The sequence below is a fragment of the Microbacterium sp. dk485 genome, assembly GCF_004570445.1.
GTDB classification, from domain to species: domain Bacteria; phylum Actinomycetota; class Actinomycetes; order Actinomycetales; family Microbacteriaceae; genus Microbacterium; species Microbacterium wangchenii.
Genome location: NZ_SPQW01000003.1, coordinates 38556 through 58846, shown reverse-complemented (window position 1 = coordinate 58846; position 20291 = coordinate 38556). Strand labels below are relative to the sequence as shown.

Annotated in this window: 22 protein-coding genes and 1 tRNA gene; 16 read left to right on the top strand and 7 right to left on the bottom strand. The window is 70.7% G+C overall.

The annotated features are described in order from the left end of the window. Nucleotides 1-29: 29 nt before the first annotated feature. Nucleotides 30-1133 carry a sn-glycerol-3-phosphate ABC transporter ATP-binding protein UgpC gene (ugpC, locus tag E4V99_RS17420; protein WP_135068150.1) on the bottom strand — a complete coding sequence of 368 codons (1104 nt, stop codon included), beginning with the start codon at nt 1131-1133 and terminating at the stop codon, nt 30-32. A gap of 219 nt (nt 1134-1352) precedes the next feature. Here ugpC and E4V99_RS17415 point away from each other — a divergent pair, with 219 nt between their 5' ends. The 8 genes from E4V99_RS17415 to E4V99_RS17380 all read left to right on the top strand — a co-directional run bounded on the left by E4V99_RS17415 (nt 1353) and on the right by E4V99_RS17380 (nt 7424). Next, nucleotides 1353-2330, top strand: coding sequence for a thioredoxin domain-containing protein (locus tag E4V99_RS17415; RefSeq protein WP_135118041.1), 978 nt, complete (start codon nt 1353-1355; stop codon nt 2328-2330). A gap of 109 nt (nt 2331-2439) precedes the next feature. Next, nucleotides 2440-3129, top strand: coding sequence for a hemerythrin domain-containing protein (locus E4V99_RS17410; protein WP_135118040.1), 690 nt, complete (start codon nt 2440-2442; stop codon nt 3127-3129). A 98-nt stretch (nt 3130-3227) separates the two neighbouring features. After that, nucleotides 3228-3300, top strand: a tRNA-Thr gene (locus E4V99_RS17405). 286 nt (nt 3301-3586) lie between these two features. Beyond that, nucleotides 3587-4411 carry a DUF4397 domain-containing protein gene (locus tag E4V99_RS17400; RefSeq protein WP_135118039.1) on the top strand — a complete coding sequence of 275 codons (825 nt, stop codon included), beginning with the start codon at nt 3587-3589 and terminating at the stop codon, nt 4409-4411. After that, nucleotides 4411-5055, top strand: a complete 645-nt coding sequence (locus tag E4V99_RS17395; protein ID WP_135118038.1) for a class F sortase — start codon at nt 4411-4413, stop codon at nt 5053-5055. Before E4V99_RS17400 ends, E4V99_RS17395 begins: the two co-directional genes overlap by 1 nt. Before the next feature lie 6 nt (nt 5056-5061). Beyond that, nucleotides 5062-5646, top strand: coding sequence for a sigma-70 family RNA polymerase sigma factor (locus E4V99_RS17390; protein ID WP_135118037.1), 585 nt, complete (start codon nt 5062-5064; stop codon nt 5644-5646). Further along, nucleotides 5633-6406 carry an anti-sigma factor gene (locus E4V99_RS17385; RefSeq protein WP_135118036.1) on the top strand — a complete coding sequence of 258 codons (774 nt, stop codon included), beginning with the start codon at nt 5633-5635 and terminating at the stop codon, nt 6404-6406. The genes E4V99_RS17390 and E4V99_RS17385 overlap by 14 nt, the downstream gene beginning before the upstream one ends. 49 nt (nt 6407-6455) lie before the next feature. Next, nucleotides 6456-7424: a DMT family transporter gene (locus E4V99_RS17380; protein WP_245233237.1), complete on the top strand. Its 969-nt coding sequence runs from the start codon at nt 6456-6458 to the stop codon at nt 7422-7424. Here E4V99_RS17380 and E4V99_RS17375 read toward each other — a convergent pair. Further along, entirely contained in the window at nt 7421-8083 is a 663-nt protein-coding gene (locus tag E4V99_RS17375; protein ID WP_135118035.1) for a nitroreductase family protein, read from the bottom strand. The two genes, E4V99_RS17380 and E4V99_RS17375, sit on opposite strands and share 4 nt — an antisense overlap. Beyond that, entirely contained in the window at nt 8080-8487 is a 408-nt protein-coding gene (msrB, locus tag E4V99_RS17370) for a peptide-methionine (R)-S-oxide reductase MsrB (RefSeq protein WP_135068126.1), read from the bottom strand. The genes E4V99_RS17375 and msrB overlap by 4 nt, the downstream gene beginning before the upstream one ends. A 73-nt stretch (nt 8488-8560) precedes the next feature. Between msrB and E4V99_RS17365 the strand changes: the two genes are divergently transcribed. The 5 genes from E4V99_RS17365 (at nt 8561) to groL (ending at nt 12606) form a co-directional block, all read left to right on the top strand. After that, the gene (locus E4V99_RS17365; protein WP_245233236.1) at nt 8561-9550 is read left to right on the top strand and encodes a DUF2332 domain-containing protein; all 990 of its coding nucleotides are present in this window, start codon (nt 8561-8563) and stop codon (nt 9548-9550) included. A 9-nt stretch (nt 9551-9559) separates the two neighbouring features. After that, a complete protein-coding gene (locus E4V99_RS17360) occupies nt 9560-9805 on the top strand; it encodes a DUF3263 domain-containing protein (protein WP_135068122.1) in 246 nt (81 codons plus the stop codon). A 31-nt stretch (nt 9806-9836) separates the two neighbouring features. Continuing rightward, nucleotides 9837-10415 (top strand): LytR C-terminal domain-containing protein, encoded by a 579-nt coding sequence (locus E4V99_RS17355; protein WP_135118033.1) that lies wholly within the window; start codon nt 9837-9839, stop codon nt 10413-10415. A gap of 133 nt (nt 10416-10548) precedes the next feature. Continuing rightward, the gene (locus tag E4V99_RS17350; RefSeq protein WP_135068118.1) at nt 10549-10749 is read left to right on the top strand and encodes a cold-shock protein; all 201 of its coding nucleotides are present in this window, start codon (nt 10549-10551) and stop codon (nt 10747-10749) included. 237 nt (nt 10750-10986) lie between these two features. Next, a complete protein-coding gene (gene groL / locus E4V99_RS17345; protein WP_135068115.1) occupies nt 10987-12606 on the top strand; it encodes a chaperonin GroEL in 1620 nt (539 codons plus the stop codon). 93 nt (nt 12607-12699) lie between these two features. Here the strand turns inward: groL and E4V99_RS17340 are convergent, their stop codons facing one another. The 4 genes from E4V99_RS17340 to E4V99_RS17325 form a co-directional block, all read right to left on the bottom strand. Next, nucleotides 12700-12987 carry a WXG100 family type VII secretion target gene (locus tag E4V99_RS17340; RefSeq protein WP_135068113.1) on the bottom strand — a complete coding sequence of 96 codons (288 nt, stop codon included), beginning with the start codon at nt 12985-12987 and terminating at the stop codon, nt 12700-12702. Nucleotides 12988-13100: 113 nt separating this feature from the next. Continuing rightward, nucleotides 13101-14729: a HAMP domain-containing sensor histidine kinase gene (locus tag E4V99_RS17335; RefSeq protein WP_245233247.1), complete on the bottom strand. Its 1629-nt coding sequence runs from the start codon at nt 14727-14729 to the stop codon at nt 13101-13103. Nucleotides 14730-14872: 143 nt separating this feature from the next. Beyond that, the gene (locus tag E4V99_RS17330; protein WP_135068109.1) at nt 14873-15565 is read right to left on the bottom strand and encodes a response regulator transcription factor; all 693 of its coding nucleotides are present in this window, start codon (nt 15563-15565) and stop codon (nt 14873-14875) included. Nucleotides 15566-15679: 114 nt separating this feature from the next. Further along, nucleotides 15680-16828: an ROK family transcriptional regulator gene (locus tag E4V99_RS17325; RefSeq protein ID WP_135118031.1), complete on the bottom strand. Its 1149-nt coding sequence runs from the start codon at nt 16826-16828 to the stop codon at nt 15680-15682. Between the two features lie 117 nt (nt 16829-16945). On the opposite strand from E4V99_RS17325, the gene E4V99_RS17320 reads away from it, so the two are divergent. The 3 genes from E4V99_RS17320 to E4V99_RS17310 are packed head-to-tail and all read left to right on the top strand — an operon-like array spanning nt 16946 to nt 20276. After that, nucleotides 16946-18343 (top strand): extracellular solute-binding protein, encoded by a 1398-nt coding sequence (locus E4V99_RS17320; protein WP_135118030.1) that lies wholly within the window; start codon nt 16946-16948, stop codon nt 18341-18343. Then, the gene (locus E4V99_RS17315) at nt 18340-19359 is read left to right on the top strand and encodes a sugar ABC transporter permease (protein WP_240742695.1); all 1020 of its coding nucleotides are present in this window, start codon (nt 18340-18342) and stop codon (nt 19357-19359) included. Before E4V99_RS17320 ends, E4V99_RS17315 begins: the two co-directional genes overlap by 4 nt. After that, entirely contained in the window at nt 19356-20276 is a 921-nt protein-coding gene (locus tag E4V99_RS17310; protein ID WP_135068103.1) for a carbohydrate ABC transporter permease, read from the top strand. Before E4V99_RS17315 ends, E4V99_RS17310 begins: the two co-directional genes overlap by 4 nt. The last annotated feature ends 15 nt before the right edge of the window (nt 20277-20291 follow it).

Sequence of the window (20291 nt, the reverse complement as noted above, 5' to 3'; positions counted from 1 at the left end):
GCTACCCGCGCCGCGGTGTGAGAGTCGTGTCAGGCGGAGACGACCGGCTTGTCGTTCAGGCGCTCGCCGGACTCGACGTCGAACGCGTGCACGTGACCGGCGCTGGCGGCCAGTGTGACGGTCTCACCCGCGTTGGGGTGGTTGCGGCCGTCGACACGGGCGACCAGGTCGGCGCGCTTGCCGTTGATCTCGGTGTGACCGTAGAGGTAGCCGTCCGCGCCGAGCTCCTCGACGAGGTCGACGACCACGGACAGGCCACGGCCGTCGGCGGGGCCGACCACGATGTCCTCGGGGCGGACGCCCACGGTGACCTGGCTGCCGTTGGCGCGGCCCACGGTGTCGCGGTCGAGCGGCACGACCTCGTCGCCGAAGCGCACGCCGCCCTCGGCCAGGTCGGCCGAGAAGAGGTTCATGGCGGGGGAGCCGATGAAGCCGGCGACGAAGACGTTGTTCGGCTTCTCGTACAGGTCGCGGGGCGTGCCGACCTGCTGCAGGATGCCGTCCTTGAGCACCGCGATGCGGTCACCCATCGTCAGGGCCTCGGTCTGGTCGTGCGTGACGTAGACGGTGGTGACGCCCAGGCGGCGCTGCAGCGACGCGATCTGGGTACGCGTCTGCACGCGGAGCTTGGCGTCGAGGTTCGACAGCGGCTCGTCCATGAGGAACACCTGCGGCTGACGGACGATCGCGCGGCCCATCGCGACGCGCTGACGCTGACCGCCCGAGAGTGCCTTCGGCTTACGCGTGAGGTACTCCTCGAGGTCGAGGAGCTTGGCGGCCTCCAGGACGCGGGCGGCACGCTCTTCCTTGCCGACGCCGGCGATCTTCAGGGCGAAGCCCATGTTCTCGGCGACGGTCATGTGCGGGTACAGCGCGTAGTTCTGGAACACCATCGCGATGTCGCGGTCCTTGGGCGGCACGTCGGTGACGTCGCGGTCGCCGATGAGGATGCGGCCGGAGTTGACCTCTTCCAGGCCGGCCAGCATGCGCAGCGACGTGGACTTGCCACAGCCGGAGGGGCCGACGAGGACCAGGAATTCGCCGTCGGCGACTTCGAGGTTCAGCTTGTCCACGGCGGGACGAGTGCCCCCGGGGTACAGGCGGGTTGCGTTCTCGAACGTGACAGACGCCATGTTCTCTTCTCCTTCACCGGCAGGTACGTGCCGGACGATCCGTAGTGAGGATGAGCGGGGGCTGGCCCGCACGCCCGCCATCGGGCGCGATCCTCAGTATGCCACGCAACCCGAACCGTCTGGGTTTTTCCCAGACAGCCTGACTAGCATCATTTCTGGCCGCCTCACCCCCGTGCGGCCCGCCGGATCCCCGGCCCCACCATCTGTGCAAGAGGATTCATGCCGAGCGATCAGACACCGCAGGTGCCTGCCACGCGTGACCGCCGCGAGGCGGTGCGCGAGAAGGCTCAGCAGGTGCACGCCAAGCAGTCGCGTGTGCGTCTGCTGCGTGGCGTGATCCTCGGTGCCGTCGGGCTCGCCGTCATCGGGGGCGCCGCCGCCGCCGTCATCTGGGCGTTCGCCGAGATGGGGCCGCGCCCGCAGGTGCAGCCGGCCAACGCGCACGGGGACGGATTCACGGTGTCTTCGATCCCCGAGGTGGGCGAGCCGTTGCAGACCGGTGTGGACGGCTCCACCCCGACCGCCGAGACGACGCCGGAGGAGGAGGCGCCGTCGGAGGGCGAGGCCACCCCCACCCCCGGCGCCACCGACACTCGGGCCGTCGACATCCGCGTGTACGTGGACTACCTCTCCACCGGCGCACGAGAGTTCCAGATCTCCAACGCCGAGCAGCTGAAGAAGTGGGTCGGTCAGGATGCAGCGACCCTGACGTACTATCCCGTGGCCATGCTGACGTCGAAGTCCAACGGCACGAAGTACTCCCTGCGTGCGGCGGGAGCGGCCGCGTGCGTGGCGACGTACTCGCCCGACACCTTCTTCACCTTCAACGACCAGATGCTGCGCAAGCAGCCCGAGATCGACTCCGACGGCATGAGCGACGAGGAGATCGCCGAGCTGGCCCAGGCCGCCGGCGCGTCAGCCCCCAAGGTCGTGCGCAACTGCATCGAGGAGGGCTCGTTCCTCTCCTGGGCGCGCGCGGCCACCGACCGGGCCTTGGAGAGCATCCCCGACACCGACGGCGTCGCCCTGACGGGGACCCCCATGGTGCTGGTGAACGGCACGCCCTACATCGGCGCGATGGACGATCCGACCGAGTTCGCCCAGTTCGTCCTCACCGTCGCCAGCGACGCGTATTACCGCACGCCTTCCCCCACGCCGTCGCCTTCCGAGTCCGGGACGCCCAGCCCCACGCCGTGAGGCGGCGGGGTGCCCGGCGCGGCATCCGCGGACATCGCACGGACGCCCTCTTCCGCCGATCCAGGCGAGGCTCTATCCTCTCGGCAGATCCCGTCGACGAGGAGGCCGCATGCCTGCCACGCCCCTGCCGCACGGCGGCGCCGTCCCCACCGGACCCAAGACGTGCGATGCGAGCGGCATGATCGACATCCACCGCATGTTCCGACGGGGCTTCGGCGAGGCGCCCGACCTCATCCGGCGCGTCGCCGAGGGCGACACCGCGCACGCCGCCGTCGTCGCGACGCAGCTCGAGACACTGTCGCTGGGGCTGCACGCCCATCATGAGGGCGAGGACGAGCGGCTCTGGGACGCCCTCGACGAGCGCGCCCCGGCCTGCACCGTGCACGTCGAGCGCATGAAGGCGCAGCACGCCGAGCTGCTCGCGCACCTCACGGTCATGGATGCCGCACTGCCGGCCTGGCGGTCGTCGGCGAGCTCGGCGGATGCCGCGCCGGTGCTCGATGCGCTCGAGGGCATCAACGCCGCCATCGCCGTGCACCTGCCCGACGAAGAGACCAACATCGTGCCCGTGATGGAGTACACCATCACCAAGGCGGAGATCGACTGGTTCTCGCAGCACGGGCGCCGCTCGATCCCGAAGGGGCAGACCTGGCAGCAGTTGGGCGAGATCCTCGCCTCGCAGCCCGACGGCGGCGACGAGTGGCTGCACAAGAACATGCCGCCCCCGGCGCGTTGGGCCTGGCGCTGGGTGGGTCAGCGGCGCTACCTCGCCCATCGCGCAGCACTCGAAGGACGCTGAGGGCGGACGCTCTACACTCGGTAGGGAGAATCCGAAGGTGGGGGGTGATCCGTCACCCGACTCCCGCAGTTTCCAACACCCGTGGAGTTCCACGACCAGCCGGCTTGGCGCAATTGGTAGCGCACCTAACTTGTAATTAGGGGGTTGCAGGTTCAAGTCCTGTAGCCGGCACCGATCAACCTCCTGCCCGTTCGGCCGGGCGCCGCGTCCGAATTCAGGCGATCCGCCGAGATCAGGACGGACGGAGCGGATTCGGTCCTGAATCCGGCGTTCCTCCTGAATTCGGGGTGGGACTCCCGGAACGGCGCATACGTCGGGAGGGCACTTTCTCTCGAGTGACAGGCTCGTCGCGCCTTTCACGGACTTTTCTTCATTCGCCTGCATCCAAACTGCTCGGCCCGGCGGAATAAGAGGGGGAAGGGTGGCCACGGGGTCGCCCCCGAGCAAGGAGAACACAGTGCGTAAGACTCTTTCCCTCGGCGTCGTGGCCGGTGCGGTGCTCGCCCTGGGCTTCGTCGTCCCCGCCTCCGCTGCTACCGGCAACGCGCAGCTGTCGGTGCTGCACGGCATCCCCGACACCCCCGTCGACGTGTACGTCAACGGCGACCTCACGCTTGACGACTTCCAGCCCGGCGACCTGGCTGGGCCGCTCGAGCTTCCCGCCGGCGACTACGAGGTGGCGTTGACGGCTCCGGATGCTGCCGACGCGAGCTCTCCGGTGCTCGGACCGGCCACGGTGACCCTGGGTGCGGGCGGCAACTACACCGCCGTCGCGCACCTGAGCGCCACCGGAGACCCGACCCTCACGCCCTACCAGAACGACGTCGCACCCCTCGGCGCCGGTGAGGGACGCCTGACGGTCCGTCACGACGCCGCCGCCCCCGCGGTGGACGTGCTGGCCGGCGGCGCGCCGGTGATCGAAGACCTCACCAACCCGGGGGAGTCCACGCTGACCCTGCCGGCCGGTGTGGTCTCGGCCTCCGTGGCTGCCGCGGGCACCACCGACCCGGTGATCGGCCCGGCCGACGTGGACGTGCGCGAAGGCGCGCTCACGATCGTGTACGCGTGGGGCAGCCTGGAAGACGGCAACCTCGCGCTGGCCACCCAGACGATCGAGGGCCTGCACTCCAACCCCTCGGGCGTGCCCTCCGGTTCGGGTGGACAGCTGGCCGCGCGTGACGCCGGTGCCCAGTCGCTCCTCCTGGCCGGTGGCATCGCGCTGTCGGCAGTGGGCGCGGTCGCCGCGACCCGCGTCGTTCGGTCCTCCCGCTCGACCCGGTGATGCCACATCCCCTCCGGACGGTCGCGGCGGCGGGTGCCGCCGTCGCGATCGTTCTCGGACTGGCGGCGTGCGGTGCTTCGGCACCGCCCGCCGCCAGGCCGTCCCCCACGGCGTCACCGGCCCTCCCCTCGCCGACCCCCACGGCAGTGGTCGAGGTGCCGGTGACGCCGGCCACCCCCGCCCCGGCCCGGGCGACCGCCGTACCCGTGGCGGTATCGGTACCCGCGGTCGGGGTGGAGGTGCCGGTGGTCCCGGTGGGCGTCGACGGGAACGGCGCGATGGAGCTCCCGGTCGATCCGGCGGTGGCGGGCTGGTATGAATACGGTGCCGACCCCGCGAGCCCACAGGGGCGCACCGTCATCTCCGCGCACGTGGATGCGCCGGACTATCCGATCGGCCCGTTCAGTCGGCTGCGCGAGCTCGCTCCCGGCGCCACGGTGCAGGTGCGGGATGCCGCGGGTCAGGCGTTCGACTACGCCGTGACGGCTGTGACCTACTACCGCAAGACCGACCTTCCCGTCGCCGAGCTGTTCGCCCGCGACGGGGCACCCGCGCTCGTCCTGATCACGTGCGGCGGCGCATTCGACGCCTCAGTGGGCCGGTACGAAGATAACGTAGTCGTCATCGCTTCCCCCACGGGGTGAGTGGACATGCTCCAGGCGCAGACGACGAAAGAGGCAGGGGTGCCCGACGAGGACGAACTCGACGTGGCCGGTCGTTTCCAGGCGGGCGATGAGCGCGCCCTGGAAGCGATCTACCGCCGCTGGTCGCCTCTCGTGTTCACCCTCGCGCTGCGCGCGCTGGGCGACCGCGGCGACGCCGAGGACGCGACGCAGCGCACCTTCGTCTCGGCCTGGAACTCCCGTCAGTCCTTCGACCCGGCGCGCGCCGGCCTGTCGACGTGGCTGGTCGCCATCGCCAAGCGCCGTATCGCCGACGTCCGCGAGGCGCGCGCGCGCGTCGCGGCCGCCCAGGATGAGCTGCAGCGCCTCACCGACCCCGAGGCGCTCGTGGTCCCCGAGATCGACCTGGGCGACCGGCTCCTCCTCGCCGATGAGATCGAGCGTCTGGAACCGGATGCGCGCGCCGTCATCCGATTGGCGTTCTACGACGATCTGACCCACGATCAGATCGCACACCGCCTGCAGCTGCCGCTGGGCACCGTGAAGAGCCACATCCGCCGAAGTCTCACCCGCCTACGACGCCGATTGGAGGTCAGTCATGTCGCACCTTGACCCGGAGCGGATGGCGCTGCTCGCGATCGGCGAAGGTGCCGAAGACGGCGAACGGTCGCACCTCGACGACTGCCCGCAGTGCGCCGCGGAGCTGGACGAACTGGCGTTCGCCGTGTCGGTGGGGCGCGCCACCGTCGATGTCGGCGAGTGGGAGACGCCTCCCGAGCGCGTCTGGGAGGGGATCCTCGCCGACATCTCCGCCCCCCGCGCCGAACAGCCCACCGAATCTCCCGAGCCTGCCGCCGCAGCATCCGCACCCCCGGCGCCGCCCGCCGCGCCGTCGCCTCCGGCCGCCGGCGCAGGATCGCCGCCGGCCGCCCCGCGAGGGCGCACCCGGATGCTGTTCACCCTCGCCGCCAGCGTCGCCCTCCTGCTCGTGATCGTCGGGATCGGGGTGGCGGTGCGCCCGAGCCAGCCTGTCGAAGTGGCGGCGGCCTCGCTCGACGCGTTCCCGGCGCACCCCGGCGCTCGGGGGTCGGCGACGGTCATCGAGACGGACGACCGCGAACGGGTCGTGCGCGTCACGCTGGACGCCGACGCCGACACGGGGGACGGGTCACGGGAAGTGTGGCTCATCACCGCCGATGCCACCGCTCTGGTCAGCCTCGGCACCCTCGAGGGCAGCGAAGGCACCTTCCCGATCCCGCCCGACATCGACATCGACGAGTACGTGCTGGTGGACGTGTCGCTGGAGCCCGAAGACGGCGACCCCCAGCACTCCGGTGACTCGATCGTCCGCGGCGAGCTGCGTGCGGCCTGAGGACGCGCCCCGGTCGGGCGAGGGCGGCGGCAGACCGTAGCATCGTCCGGTGAGCGAGCACGCCCGAGCAGACCGACCGCGGTCGATCCCGCTGTGGCTCGCCGTGGCGGCGGCCGTGCTCGTGGGCGTGCTGACGGCGCTGCAGGCCCGCATCAACGGATCGCTGGGCGAGGCGATCGGCGACGGCTACACCGCCGCGGTGATCTCCTTCGGCTCCGGCCTGGCCGTCCTGCTCGCCGTCACGGCGGTGCTGCCTTCAGGGCGCGCCGGCTCCCTGCGCCTGGTCCGCGGCATCCGCAGCGGCGCCGTGCCGGTGTGGATGCTGCTGGGCGGGCTGGCGGGGGCCCTCACCGTCGCGACGCAGGGGCTCACGGTCGCCACGATCGGCGTGGCGCTGTTCACCGTCGGCGTCGTCGCCGGGCAGACCCTCAACGGACTCGTCCTCGACCGCATCGGGTACGGGCCGGGGGGAGTGGTGGCCGTCACCGTGCGCCGCCTCGTGGGCGGCGCGCTCGCGGTGACCGGCGTCATCGTGTGCGTCGCGGGGATCTCCACCGCTCCCCCGCTCTGGATGCTCGTGCTGCCGGTGCTCGCGGGGGCGGGAATCGCATGGCAGCAGGGCACCAATGGGCGCCTGGGGCAGCGGGTCGGCAATCCGCTCACCGCCACGCTGGTGAACTTCGCCGGGGGCACGGTCGTGCTCGGAATCGCGGCGGCGGTGCACATCTCCTCCGCCGGAGCACCGCGCACCCTGCCGGCGGACCCGTGGCTCTACCTCGGCGGGGTGATCGGCGTGATCTACATCTTCCTGTCCGCCGCGATCGTGCGCGTCACGGGCGTACTGCTGCTGGGCCTCGGCTCGGTGGTGGGGCTCCTGGCGATGTCTGTCGCCCTCGATGCGATCCGGCCCGCGCCCTCGGGGCCCCCGCTGCCGGTCGCGCTCGCCGCCGTCGTGATCGCCTTCGCCGGCGTCGCGATCGTCGTCGTCCGACGCCGCCGGCGTCCGGCAGCGGGTTAGAGCGCGGTCGATTCGTCCTTCGCGCCGCCGCCGGCGTTCTTCTTCGACCCTCGGCCGCGCTTTTCGGGCATGCGGCTCAGGTGCGCCGCCGCATCCACGCCCTTGCGCGGCCCGCCGCGCTCGGTGTCCGGCTTTCCGCCGACGTAGAGCCAGCCCAGCAGCGCTTCGTCCTTACCGAGCCCGTGCGCCTTGGCGACCGCCTTGCTGCGCGTGTAGTGCCCGGTGCGCCAGATGACTCCCCAGCCGGCCTCGTCCAGCAGGAGGCTCAGCGTGTGGGCGACGCCTGCGGCCACGGCCTCCTGCTCCCAGCGCGGCACCTTCTCGCTCTTGCGGTAGCTGACCACGATCGCCACGAGCAGCGGCGCGCGCAGCGGTTTGGTCGAGCTGCCCTCCTGGCCGAGCGCCTTGTGGATGGCGCGGCCCAGCCGCTCCCGATCCGCGCCGCGCAGCTCGATGAGCCGCCATGGCCGCAGCGACGAATGGTCGGCGACCCGCCCGGCCGCCGACACGAGGGCCTCCAGCTCGGATCGCGTGGGCGCCTCGTCGGTCACGCGCGACCACGACCGGCGCGCCCGGACGGCGTCGAGTGCGGAGCCCCCGCGCTCGGGGGTTCCGGCCGACGCCTCGGCGGCGTGCGGAGAGGGCTCGGGAAGGGTCACGCCTCGGACTCGGGCGAGAACTCCAGCGCGAGGGAGTTCATGCAGTACCGGTCGCCCGTCGGCGTGCCGAAACCGTCGGGGAAGACGTGGCCGAGGTGGGAGCCGCAGTTCGCGCAGCGCACCTCGGTGCGCACCATGCCGTGGCTGCGGTCTTCGATGAGCTCGACGGCCTCGGGGCGCACCGATTCGTAGAAGCTCGGCCAGCCGCAGTGCGAATCGAACTTCGTTCCGCTCTGGAACAGCTCCGCGCCGCAGGCCGCACACGCGTACAGGCCGGCGCGCTCTTCGTTGAGGAGCTCACCGCTCCACGCGGGCTCGGTGCCGGCCTGGCGCAGCACGGCGTACTGCTGGGGGTCCAGCTCGGCACGCCACTGCTCGTCGGTCTTGTCAACGGAATAGCTCATGGGGGTGTGTCCTCTCCTCCTCCATTCAACCCGAACCCGCGGCACCCCGGCCCCGCCAGCGGATAATGCCGGAGTGGGCACACCTGAGTTCGACGCCGTGATCGCCCGCTACGACCGCTTCGCGCGGGAGGAGGCGCCCGGCCGCTCCGCGCTGTACGCCGAGTGGGCGGCGGGAATCGTAGCGGACGCGGCGACGGCGAGGATCCTCGCCCGGATCCCCGCGACCCACCGGCAACCGCCGCTCGTCTTCGCCGTCACGCGGATGCTGGGTGCCCCCGAGGCCGGATTCCCTCGATGGGCGGCCTGGCTGGGAGCGCACGCCGACGAGGTCGTCGCCGAATGCGCGGCCCGCCGCATCCAGACCAACGAACCGTTGCGCTGCGCGGCGCTCCTGCCCGCCCTGAGTCTCATCGACGGTCCGATCGCGCTGCTGGAGGTGGGGGCCAGCGCGGGGCTGTGCCTGTACCCCGACCGCTACTCCTACCGATACGACACCGGGCACGGCGTGCGCCGGATCGACCCTCCCTCGGGGCCGTCGCCGGTGGTGCTTCGCAGTCGCCTGACGGGCGACCCTGCGCTGCGGATGCCGGAGGTGGTGTGGCGGGCCGGAATCGACCTCGAACCGCTCGACGCCCGCGACCCCCGGGATCGCGCCTGGCTGACCGGTCTCGTGTGGCCGGGCGAGGAGGGCCGGCGCGAGCGGGTGGAGGCCGCGCTGGCGGTGGCGGCCGCCGATCCGCCGCTGATGATCGCCGGCGACGCCGCCGACGCGCTCGCCGCCGCTGCCCCCCGCGCGCCGCGGGACGCCACGCTCGTGGTCACCACGCCGGGGGTGCTCGTGCACATCCCGCGCGCCCGCCGGAGCGCCGTCATCGAGGCGGCGCGGACGGCCGGCCGGTGGATCACGATCGACGAACCCGCGCTGCACGAGGGCTGGTCATCCGTCCCGGCACCATGGCCGGGCGGATTCGCGCTGGCGCTGGACGGCGACATCCTCGCGGCGGTGGATCCACTGGGCGCTGGTGTGGAGTGGCTCCCGGTCGCGGGGCACGACCGGCCTTAGCGTAGGGGTGTGCCCCTCTCCGACCGCGACCGCGCGCTCCTCGCCTTCGAAGCGGAGTGGCGCCGCCACGGCGGTGCGAAGGAGGAGGCGATCCGTGCCGAGTTCGCCATGCCCCCCGCACGGTACTACCAGCTGCTCGGCCGTCTGATCGACACCGCCGAAGCGCTCGAGCACGATCCGCTGCTCGTACGGCGGCTGCGGCGGCTCCGCGACGAGCGCGCCGCGACCCGCGCCGCCCGCGCCGGCGTTCGCTGATCGGGCGGGGACGGCCCGGTAGCATCGGGGGGTGGCTCGAACGACGTACCCGCGCGACCGTTTCGACGACCTCGCCCCCAGCACGGGCCGCGTCGGCGCCCATCGTGCGGAGAATCCGCGCATGCGCGGCGGGATGGTGTTCCTGTGGGCTGCCGTGGCCACCGTCGTCCTCGTCGTGGCCGGCATCTTCGGCTCCCTCGTGATGTCGGGGCGGATCTCGCTGGCACCTGAGCCGGTGCCCACCACCGAGCCGGCCCCCGTCGTCGAGCCCGTCGTCGACACCACCTACCCCGTCCTGGTGCTCAACGCGACGCCGCAAGAAGGGCTCGCAACCCAGATCCGCGATGTCGTCATCACCGCCGGCTGGTCGGCGGATGCGGTCACCGCAGGCGCCGCGGGAGCCACCGATTTCCCCACCACCACCGTCTACTACGCCCAGGAAGCGGACGAGGCGGCCGCGCTGGGGCTGGCCGAGACGATCGGCGGGGCCGAGATCGCGCTGAGCGCCCAGTACCTGCCACCGGACGACCCCGAGACCGAGGAGGACGAGGCCGGGCGTCAGCTCACCGTCGTCATCGGACTCGACCGGGTCGACACCCCCGCGCCCTGAGGCCGTCGCCCGCGTGTTTCCGGGCGGTAAACACTTCGATGCGGGCGTGTCAACAGTTGCCCGGCGAGGGGTCGCGCCCTTCTGCGCCGTGGATACGATGACCTGCGTCCGACAGCATCAGGAGAAGAAGAGCATGGCCCAGGGCACCGTCAAATGGTTCAACGCCGAGAAGGGTTTCGGCTTCATCACCTCCGGCGACGGAGAGGACGTCTTCGTTCACTACTCCAACATCGACATGACCGGGTTCCGGGTTCTCGAGGAGGGGCAGGCGGTCGAGTTCACCGTCGGCGCCGGCCAGAAGGGCCCTCAGGCCGAAGCAGTGCGCGTCCTCTGACGCCGTTCGCGCGCGTCTCGTTCGGAGGCGGCATCGCGCAGTGACTCCCGCGGGCGAGGGCGCCCGGAGTCGCCGCGGGATGCCGCCTCCTTCGCGTTCCCGTGCGCGCGTGCCGAGCGACGCGCGCACACGGTCGCAGCTTGCACTCGCATGGGGCGAGTGCCAGAATGGCTTAGCACTCGTCTTTGTGGAGTGCTAACAGACTGACAGCCCCCATCCGGGAGGGACATCACACATATGGCAAAGATCATCGCTTTCGACGAGGAGGCCCGCCGTGGCCTCGAGCGCGGTCTCAACATCCTGGCCGACGCCGTCAAGGTGACCCTGGGCCCCCGCGGTCGCAACGTCGTGCTCGAGAAGAAGTGGGGCGCCCCCACGATCACGAACGACGGTGTTTCGATCGCCAAGGAGATCGAGCTCGACGACCCCTACGAGAAGATCGGCGCCGAGCTGGTCAAGGAGGTCGCCAAGAAGACCGACGACGTGGCCGGTGACGGAACCACCACCGCGACCGTTCTCGCCCAGGCGCTCGTGCGCGAAGGTCTGCGCAACGTCGCAGCCGGCGCCGACCCCATTTCGCTGAAGAAGGGCATCGAGAAGGCCGTCAAGGCCATCACCGACCAGCTCCTCGCCGGCGCCAAGGAGGTCGAGTCGAAGGAGCAGATCGCCGCCACGGCATCGATCTCCGCCGCTGACCCCGCGATCGGCGAGCTCATCGCCGAGGCGATCGACAAGGTCGGCAAGGAAGGTGTGGTCACCGTCGAGGAGTCCAACACCTTCGGCACCGAGCTCGAGCTCACCGAGGGCATGCGCTTCGACAAGGGCTACATCAACCCTTACTTCGTGACCGACCCGGAGCGTCAGGAAGCGGTCTTCGAAGACCCCTACATCCTGATCGCGAACCAGAAGATCTCGAACATCAAGGACCTGCTGCCGATCGTCGACAAGGTGATCCAGGAGGGCAAGGAGCTCCTCATCATCGCTGAGGACGTCGAGGGTGAGGCTCTCGCGACGCTCGTGCTCAACAAGATCCGCGGCATCTTCAAGTCGGCTGCCGTCAAGGCTCCCGGCTTCGGCGACCGTCGCAAGGCTCAGCTCCAGGACATCGCGATCCTCACCGGCGGCCAGGTCATCACCGAAGAGGTCGGCCTCAAGCTCGAGAACGCCACGGTCGACCTGCTCGGTCGTGCGCGCAAGGTCATCATCACCAAGGACGAGACCACCATCGTCGAAGGTGCCGGTGACACGGCTCAGATCGAGGGTCGCGTGACCCAGATCCGCCGCGAGATCGAGAACACCGACAGCGACTACGACCGCGAGAAGCTCCAGGAGCGTCTGGCCAAGCTCGCCGGCGGCGTCGCCGTCATCAAGGCGGGCGCGGCCACCGAGGTCGAGCTGAAGGAGCGCAAGCACCGCATCGAGGACGCCGTTCGCAACGCGAAGGCGGCCGTCGAGGAGGGCATCGTCCCCGGTGGTGGCGTCGCGCTCATCCAGGCCGGCAAGATCGCGTTCGAGGGTCTGTCGCTCGAGGGTGACGAGGCCACCGGTGCGAACATCGTCCGCGTCGCGATCGAGGCTCCGCTGAAGCAGATCGCCCTCAACGCCGGCATGGAGCCCGGTGTCGTGGCGAACAAGGTCGCCGAGCTCGAGCCCGGCTGGGGCCTGAACGCCGCGACCGGCGAGTACGGTGACCTGTTCGCGCAGGGCATCATCGACCCGGCCAAGGTGACGCGCTCGGCGCTGCAGAACGCGGCGTCGATCGCCGGCCTGTTCCTCACCACCGAGGCCGTCGTCGCCGACAAGCCGGAGAAGGCTGCGGCCGCCCCGGCCGACCCGACCGGCGGCATGGACTTCTGAGTCCGCTCCGCGTCTGACGCACAGAAGGGCCCCCTCTGCGGAGGGGGCCCTTCTGCCGTTCCCGGACGTGTCGGGCCGGGCGATCCGGGAGGCTCAGCGGAAGAGGCTCGTGCTGGCCTGCTCCACCTCGGCGTACTGGCGCCCGGCGACGGTGAGCGCACCGTCGATCTCGGCCAGAGCGGCGGCGACCTCGCGCTGCGTCGCGCGCCACCGCTCCACGACGCCGGAGAACGCCGCCGAGGCCGCGCCCGTCCAGGAGCCCTGGAGCTGAGTGAGCTGCGACAGCAGCGCGGCGGATTCGCTTTCCAAGCGATCGACGGTCGCGCGGATCGCGCCCGACGCGGTGAAGACGGCATCGCTGTCGACGGAGAAGACGGCCATGGGAGGCTCCTTTCGAGTACGTCCCGCCACGTTAGGGCGCCGGCCCGCGGGCACGGGCGCGGTGCGGCGTGCTCGTGCACACCGCCCTCGGTCGGGCTCCCTGTGGAGGAGACTCAGCGCTGGCGCGGCAGCGGACGCGTGTCGGAGACCTCGTCGGCGGATGGCGGTGCCAGCGGCAGTGCGACGCGGAACGTCGCCCCGCCGCCGGGGGTGTCGCGCACCGACACGGTGCCATGCAGCGCCTGGACGATCGAGGCGACGATCGACAGGCCGAGCCCGGAGCCGCCGGTCTCCCGCGCCCGCGAGGTGTCGGCGCGCCAGAACCGCTGGAAGATCTGGTCGCGGATCTGCTCCGGGATGCCTTCGCCGTGGTCGATGACCTCGATCCACCCGGTCTCGTCGGCCGCGGAGACCCCCACGCGCAGTTCGATGGGGGAGTCCTCGCCGGTGAACCGGCGCGCGTTGCCCAGCAGATTGGCCACGACTTGGCGGATGCGGTTCTCATCTCCGAGCACGACGGGTTCGACGGGAACCGTGCGCACCGGCGCGGTCGCCGGAGCTGCCGGCGCGTCCGCCGCCTCGTCGGCGTCACCGGCGCCGCGGGGCCGGCGACGCAGACGCGACAGCGTCGCCCCCGCCAGCGCGATGGCGGAGGTCGCAGAAGTCGTGCGCCGGCGCGGCTCGCCGGAGGTGTCGTCTTCGGGCGTCTCGGCGGGCGGGTCGACCGTGATCGACATCGTCACACGCGGCCCTCCGTACGCGGAGGTGTCCTCGACGGTCACTTCGCGCTGCGGCGACGCCGCCCGCAGATCGAGCGCGGCGTCGCGGGCGATGGGGCGCAGATCCACCGGCTGGATGACCACGCCCCGCTGCTCGTCCAGGCGCGCCAGCGCGAGGAGGTCCTCCACGAGCACCCCCATGCGGATCGCCTCCTTCTCGATGCGCTCCATCGACTGCGCGACCTCCTCGTCGCCGCGGATGGCTCCCATGCGGTACAGCTCGGCGTACCCGCGCACCGTCACCAGGGGGGTGCGCAGCTCATGGCTGGCGTCGCCGATGAACCGGCGCATCTGCCCGACGGTCGCGTCGCGCTGGCGGATCGCCGCATCCACCCGGTCCAGCATCGTGTTGATGGCGGTCTTCAGTCGCCCGACCTCGGTGCCGGGGACCACGTCCGACATCCGCTGGCTGAAGTCCCCTCCCGCGATCGACATCGCGGTGGCCTCCACCTGACCGAGGCCGCGGAAGGTCAGGGTCACGAGCCACCGCGTCAGGAGGGCGCTGGCGATGAGGATGAGGAGGGCGAGGATGCTGTAGATGCCGACGTAGGCGGCCACGACCCGTTCGGTGGGTCCCAGGGACACGGCGACCATCTGCGTGTACAGCGCGCTGACGCCGTCGACGGCCAGCACGTCGACGGCCGCGTGAAACGGCGGTCCGCTGCCGGTGCTCGGCAGCGCGAAGGGAGTGAGGCCCTGCAACTGCGTCTTCTGAAGCGTGTAGGTCGAGGGGAATTCCGGCGGAGCGGTCGTGCCGTCACCGCCGGCCGCGATGAGGAACTGGCCTGTCGGATCGTAGATCGCCACGAAGATGTCGGTCGGGGCCGCTTCCTCGTCCTCGGTGAAGCGCAGGGTGCCGCCGGAGTTCTGCACGTCCAGGACCGACAGCGCGGCATCCGAGGACGCCAGTTGCCGCAGCGAGTCGTCCAGCGACGCCGTGAGGGTGGTGCGGAGGAAGGCCATCGTTCCGAATCCGGCCGAGACCAGCCCGATCGCGAGCAGGCCCACGGTCACGCCGGTCACCTTGGCGCGCAGGCTGAGCCCACGCCACCATCCGGTGACGGCGTCGTTGTGGTGAGCCAGGAGGTCTTCTTCCGTCGGGCCGCTCAGGCGGTCTTGCCGGCCTTGAGCATGTAGCCGAAGCCGCGCTTGGTCTGGATGAGCGGCTCGGAGGAGTGCGGATCGATCTTGCGGCGGAGGTAGGAGATGTAGCTCTCCACGATGCCTGCGTCGCCGTTGAAGTCGTACTCCCACACGTGATCGAGGATCTGCGCCTTGGACAGCACCCGGTTCGGGTTGAGCATGAGGTAGCGCAGCAGTTTGAACTCCGTGGGGCTCAGGTCGATCGAGACGTCCCCGACCGTGACGTCGTGGGTGTCCTGATCCATCGTGAGCTCGCCCGCGCGGATGATCGACTCCTCGTCGGTCTGCATCGTGCGGCGCAGGATCGCCTGGATGCGCGCGACGATCTCGTCCAGGCTGAAGGGCTTGGTGACATAGTCGTCGCCGCCGGCGTTGAGCCCGGTGATCTTGTCTTCGGTCTCGTCCTTGGCGGTGAGGAAGAGGATCGGTGCCGTGTAGCCGGCGCCCCGCAGGCGCTTGGTGACGCTGAACCCGTTCATATCGGGCAGCATCACATCCAGCACGATGAGATCGGGCTCCTCCTCGAGGACGGCGGAGATGGTCTGCGCGCCGTTGGAGACGGCGCGGACCTGGAATCCGGCGAATCGGAGGCTCGTGACGAGCAGATCCCGGATGTTCGGTTCGTCGTCCACGACGAGGATGCGCGGTGCGGTCATGCCCTCATTATCGTGACCAAACCCTTCGCGCGCCTGGATGCCCTGCGCGAAAGCGGGAAATGGGCCCGTACAGGGCCCGGAATCCGGGAAATCCGGCCTGATCGCGGGTCGCTCTCAGCTGCTGAGGGCGGCGTTGACGGCGACGGCGGAGTACTCCCGCTCCACCACGAGGGTGGCCAAGCCGACGATCCCGGCATGCTCTCCCAGCGTGGACTGGCTGACCGTGAGGTGGCGCGTCGCGCGCGGCAGGGAGCGGGGGTACAGCGTCTCGCGCACGCCGGCCAGGAGAGGGGCGGATGCGAGCATCCCGCCCAGCACGACCTCTCCCGGGTTCAGCACCGACACCAGGGTGGCCACGACCTCGCCGATCACGCGGCCCGCCGCCCGGGTGAGGGCAGCCGCATCCGGGTCGCCCGCCGCGAGGTACGCCCCGACTTCGGAGCCGGACTCGGCGTTCTTGCCGATCGCCGAGAGGGCCCGCGCCACGGCGCGTCCGGAGGCCACGGCCGCCAGGCAGCCGTGCGCCCCGCACTGGCACACCTCGTCGTCGTGCCCGGCGAGCTTGACGTGGCCGATGTCTCCGGCGCCGCCGTCGGTGCCCTGGTAGACCCGCCCCCCGATGACGATGCCCGCGCCGATGCCGGAGGAGACTTTGATGAAGCACAGCGCGCGTGAATCGGCATGTGCGGCGCGCTGCTCGCCGAGGGCGGCGGCATCGGCGTCGTTGGCGACGAGGACGGGGACGCCCAGGGCATCGCGCAGGTGATCGGGGATCGGATACGCGTCCCACCCCGGCATGATGGGCGGCTGGCTGGGGCGCCCGGTGTCGGGGTCGACGGGCCCGGGGATGCTGATGCCGATCGCCGCGACGCGCTCCAGCGGGGTCTCCGCTGCGATCAGGACCCGGCGCGCCGTGGCGGCGATCTCGTCGAGGGTCCGGTCCGGGCCGTCGGCGACGGCGACCTCGATGCGCTCCTCGGCGAGAAGACGTCCGGCCAGATCGGTCAGGGCGACCATGGTGTGGGTCGTGTCGACCGCGGCGGTGAGCACGGTGGCCCGCGCGGAGTTGAACTCCAGCAGCCGCGAGGGACGGCCCGAGGCGGGACGCTCGGTGCCGTTCTCCACGATGAGCCCGGCCTCCAGCAGGGCGTCGATGCGGGTGGACACCGTCATCCGCGACAGGCCCGTGATCTCCAGGACGTCGCCCCGCGTGAGCGCGCGCCCCGTGCGGATCAGTTCCAGCACATCGCCCGGACCGGACATCGTGACCCCCTCGTTCGACCTCTCGATCATATGCTTGACAGCTACGCCAATAATGTCTAGCTTCTAGGCATATGTCGGCAGGCCGGCATCCCGTTCGATGGCGCGAGGAGGCGCATCATGGCTCGACGTGCAACGGCAGTGGGCTTTGCGGTGATGGGGGCGGCGGCGCTCGTGCTCTCCGGCTGCACCAGTTCCGGCGACGATGGCGGCGGGGGAGGCGGCGGGGATGGATTGACGTTCTGGCTGCAGGAGGACCTGCCCGACCGGGTCGCTGCCACGCAGGCGATCGTCGATGCGTACACGGAGGAGTCCGGCGTCGAGGTGGAGCTCGTGTCGGTGGCCGAGGACCAGTTCAGCCAATTGATCACCTCCGCCGCGGCCGCAGGCGACCTGCCGGATGTCATCGGCGGCATCTCCCTTCCGCAGGTGCGCACGCTCTCCTCGAACGAACTGGTCGATCCGGACGCGGTGGGAGCCGTCATCGACGACCTGGACTCGGCCACCTTCTCCGAGCGTGCGCTGGAACTCGTCTCCGACGGCGATGACCTTCTGGCCGTTCCCAGCGAGTCGTGGACGCAGATGCTGTTCTACCGCACCGACCTGTTCGAGGCGGCGGGGCTGGATGCGCCGGACTCGTACGACGCGATCCTTGAGGCCGCGAGCACGCTGGACAGCCCCGACCTGGCGGGCTTCGTGGGGGCAACGGCCCCCGGCGACGCCTTCACTGAGCAGACGTTCGAGCAGATCGGGCTGGGCAACGGGTGCGAGCTGGTCTCGGAGGACGGCGAGGTCGAGCTGGACTCGGGCCCGTGCGTGGACGCGTTCGCCTTCTACGGCGAGCTGACCAGCGACTACTCCGTGCCCGGTGCGCAGGACGTGGACACCACCCGCGCCACCTACTTCGCCGGCGACGCCGCCATGTTCATCTGGTCGAGCTTCGTGCTCGACGAGCTGGCGGGCCTGCGGGAGGACGCCAAGCCCTCGTGCCCGGAGTGCGCGGCCGACCCGTCCTTCCTCGCCGCCAACACGGGGGTCGTGACCTCCATCGCCGGCCCGGATTCGGACACCCCCGCACAGTTCGGCGAAATCACCTCGTGGACCGTCACGGCCGGGGCCAACACCGAGGATGCTCAGTCGTTCATCGAGTACATGATGAGCGACGGATACGAGGACTGGATCGCCATCGCCCCCGAGGGCAAGGTGCCGGTGCGCACCGGCACCCCGGAAGAGCCCACCGTGTTCTCGGATGCGTGGGCGACCCTGCCGGCGGGTGTGGACACCAAGGCCCCGCTGTCGGACTTCTACACTGCGGACGTGCTCGAGGCCGTCGCCGCCGGCCCCGAGGACCTCGCCCGCTGGGGCATCACGCAGGGTCAGGGCGACCTCCTCGGTGCGCTGCAGGGGGAGCTCCCCGTCGCCACTGCCGTCAACGAGGTGTCCCAGGGCGCCGACCCGGCCACCGCCGCCGAGCAGGCCGCGGAGGCGGTGCGCTCCATCGCGGAGTCGCTCCAGTGACCCAGCTGGCCGGCGGGACGGGCCTGAGCGGCCCGGCCCCCGCCTCGGGCCCGGCCGCACCCCGCGGGACGGTGCGCGCGCGGCGCTCGCGTCAGGGGCGGGATGAGAACCGGGCAGGGCTCCTGCTCATCTCCCCGACTGTCATCATCGTCGGCGTCGCGGTCGTGCTGCCGATCCTGTGGGCTGTCGCCCTCGCGTTCCAGCGGGTGCGGCTCATCAACATCCGCGGTACCGGGTTCTTCGGTCAGTACACCCTCGACAACTTCGTCAACGTCCTCACGTCGCCCGGGTTCCTCGGGGCGCTGTGGACGACGCTGGTGTACGCCGTCGGCGGCACGGCCCTGGCGATCGGCGTCGGGCTCGTCGCCGCCCTCGCCCTGCGCAAGCCCTTCCGCGGCCGGGGGCTCATCCGCGCCGCGCTCCTGCTTCCCTACGTGGCGCCCGTGGTGGCCGCCACGTTCGTGTGGTCGACGCTGCTGAACCCCCAGTTCGGACTGGTCAACTGGTTCGGCCGCACGGTGCTGGGCTGGGAGGATCCGGTAGCGTTCCTGTCGCAGCGGTCCTTGCCGGTGCCCTTCTTCGGCCTGCAGATCGACCTGCCGATCGCGCTGATCACCGTCATCCTCTTCGAGGCGTGGCGGTCGTTCCCCTTCGCCTTCCTCTTCCTGACGGCACGACTGCAGGCCGTCCCGGGAGTGCTGGATGAGGCAGCACTCATCGACGGCGCCACGCCGACGCAGCGTTTCCGGCACATCCTGCTGCCGCAGCTGCTCCCCACCATCGCCGTGCTGACGGTGCTGCGGTTCATCTGGACGTTCAACAACTTCGACGACATCTACCTCCTCACCGGTGGCGGCGCCGGCACGCAGGTGGTGTCGGTGCGCGTCTTCGACTACCTCACCGCTCGCGGCGACATCGGCTCCGCCGCGGCCCAGGCGCTGATCCTCGCGCTCATCCTGGCGGTGCTGGTGACGGTGTACCTGCGGCTATTCGGCCGGCGGGAGGAGCAGGCATGACCACGTCTCTGCTGGAGTCGGCGCCGCGCACGGGAAACGCACGTCGCGGAGTGGGCCGCGACCGGATCGAGAACACAGTCCTGCGGATTGTGCGGCCGGTCGTGATCGTCCTGCTGCTGATCGTGGCGGTGTTCCCCTTCTACTACATGGTGCTGCTGAGCTTCCGCACCCTCGATTCCCTGCTGCAGGAGCCGGGCGCACTGTGGATCTCGCTCGACGAGCTCGACCTGTCCACGTACCTCGACATCCTCGCCCCGGTCTCGGACGGCGGTCAGGGGTTCATCGAGTTCATGCGCAATTCGCTCCTGGTCGCCCTCGGGACGGTGGTGCTGTCGCTGCTCGTGGCGATTCCCGGCTCCTACGCGGTCAGCCGGCTGCGCTTCTTCGGCCACCGGCAGGTGTCGGCGCTGTTCCTGGCGGTGTACTTCTTCCCCAGCATCCTGCTGGCCGTGCCGTTGTTCGTGGTGTTCACGCAGATCGGACTGCGTGGGTCTCTCGTGGGCCTGCTCATCGTGTACGTCTCGCAGGTCGTCGCCGTGTCGATCTACACGCTGCGCAACTACTTCGCCACGATCCCCGTCTCCCTCGAGGAGGCCGCGGCGATCGACGGGTGCACCCGGCTGCAGACGATGCGGAAGATCAGCATCCCGCTGGCGATGCCGGCCATCGTCTCCAACGGATTGTTCATCTTCATGATCGCGTGGAACGAGTTCCTCTTCGCGCTGCTGTTCCTCGTCGAACGGCGGGAGTCGTGGACGGTCTCCCTCGGTCTGTCGCAGCTGTCGGGGAGCATCGAGGTGCCCACGACCGTGCTGATGGCCGGGTCCGTCATCCTCACCCTGCCGATCATCATCCTGTTCTTCGCCTCGGAGCGCCTCCTCGTGGGCGGGCTCACGGCAGGGGCGGAAAAGGGCTGACGGCCCCACCGCCCG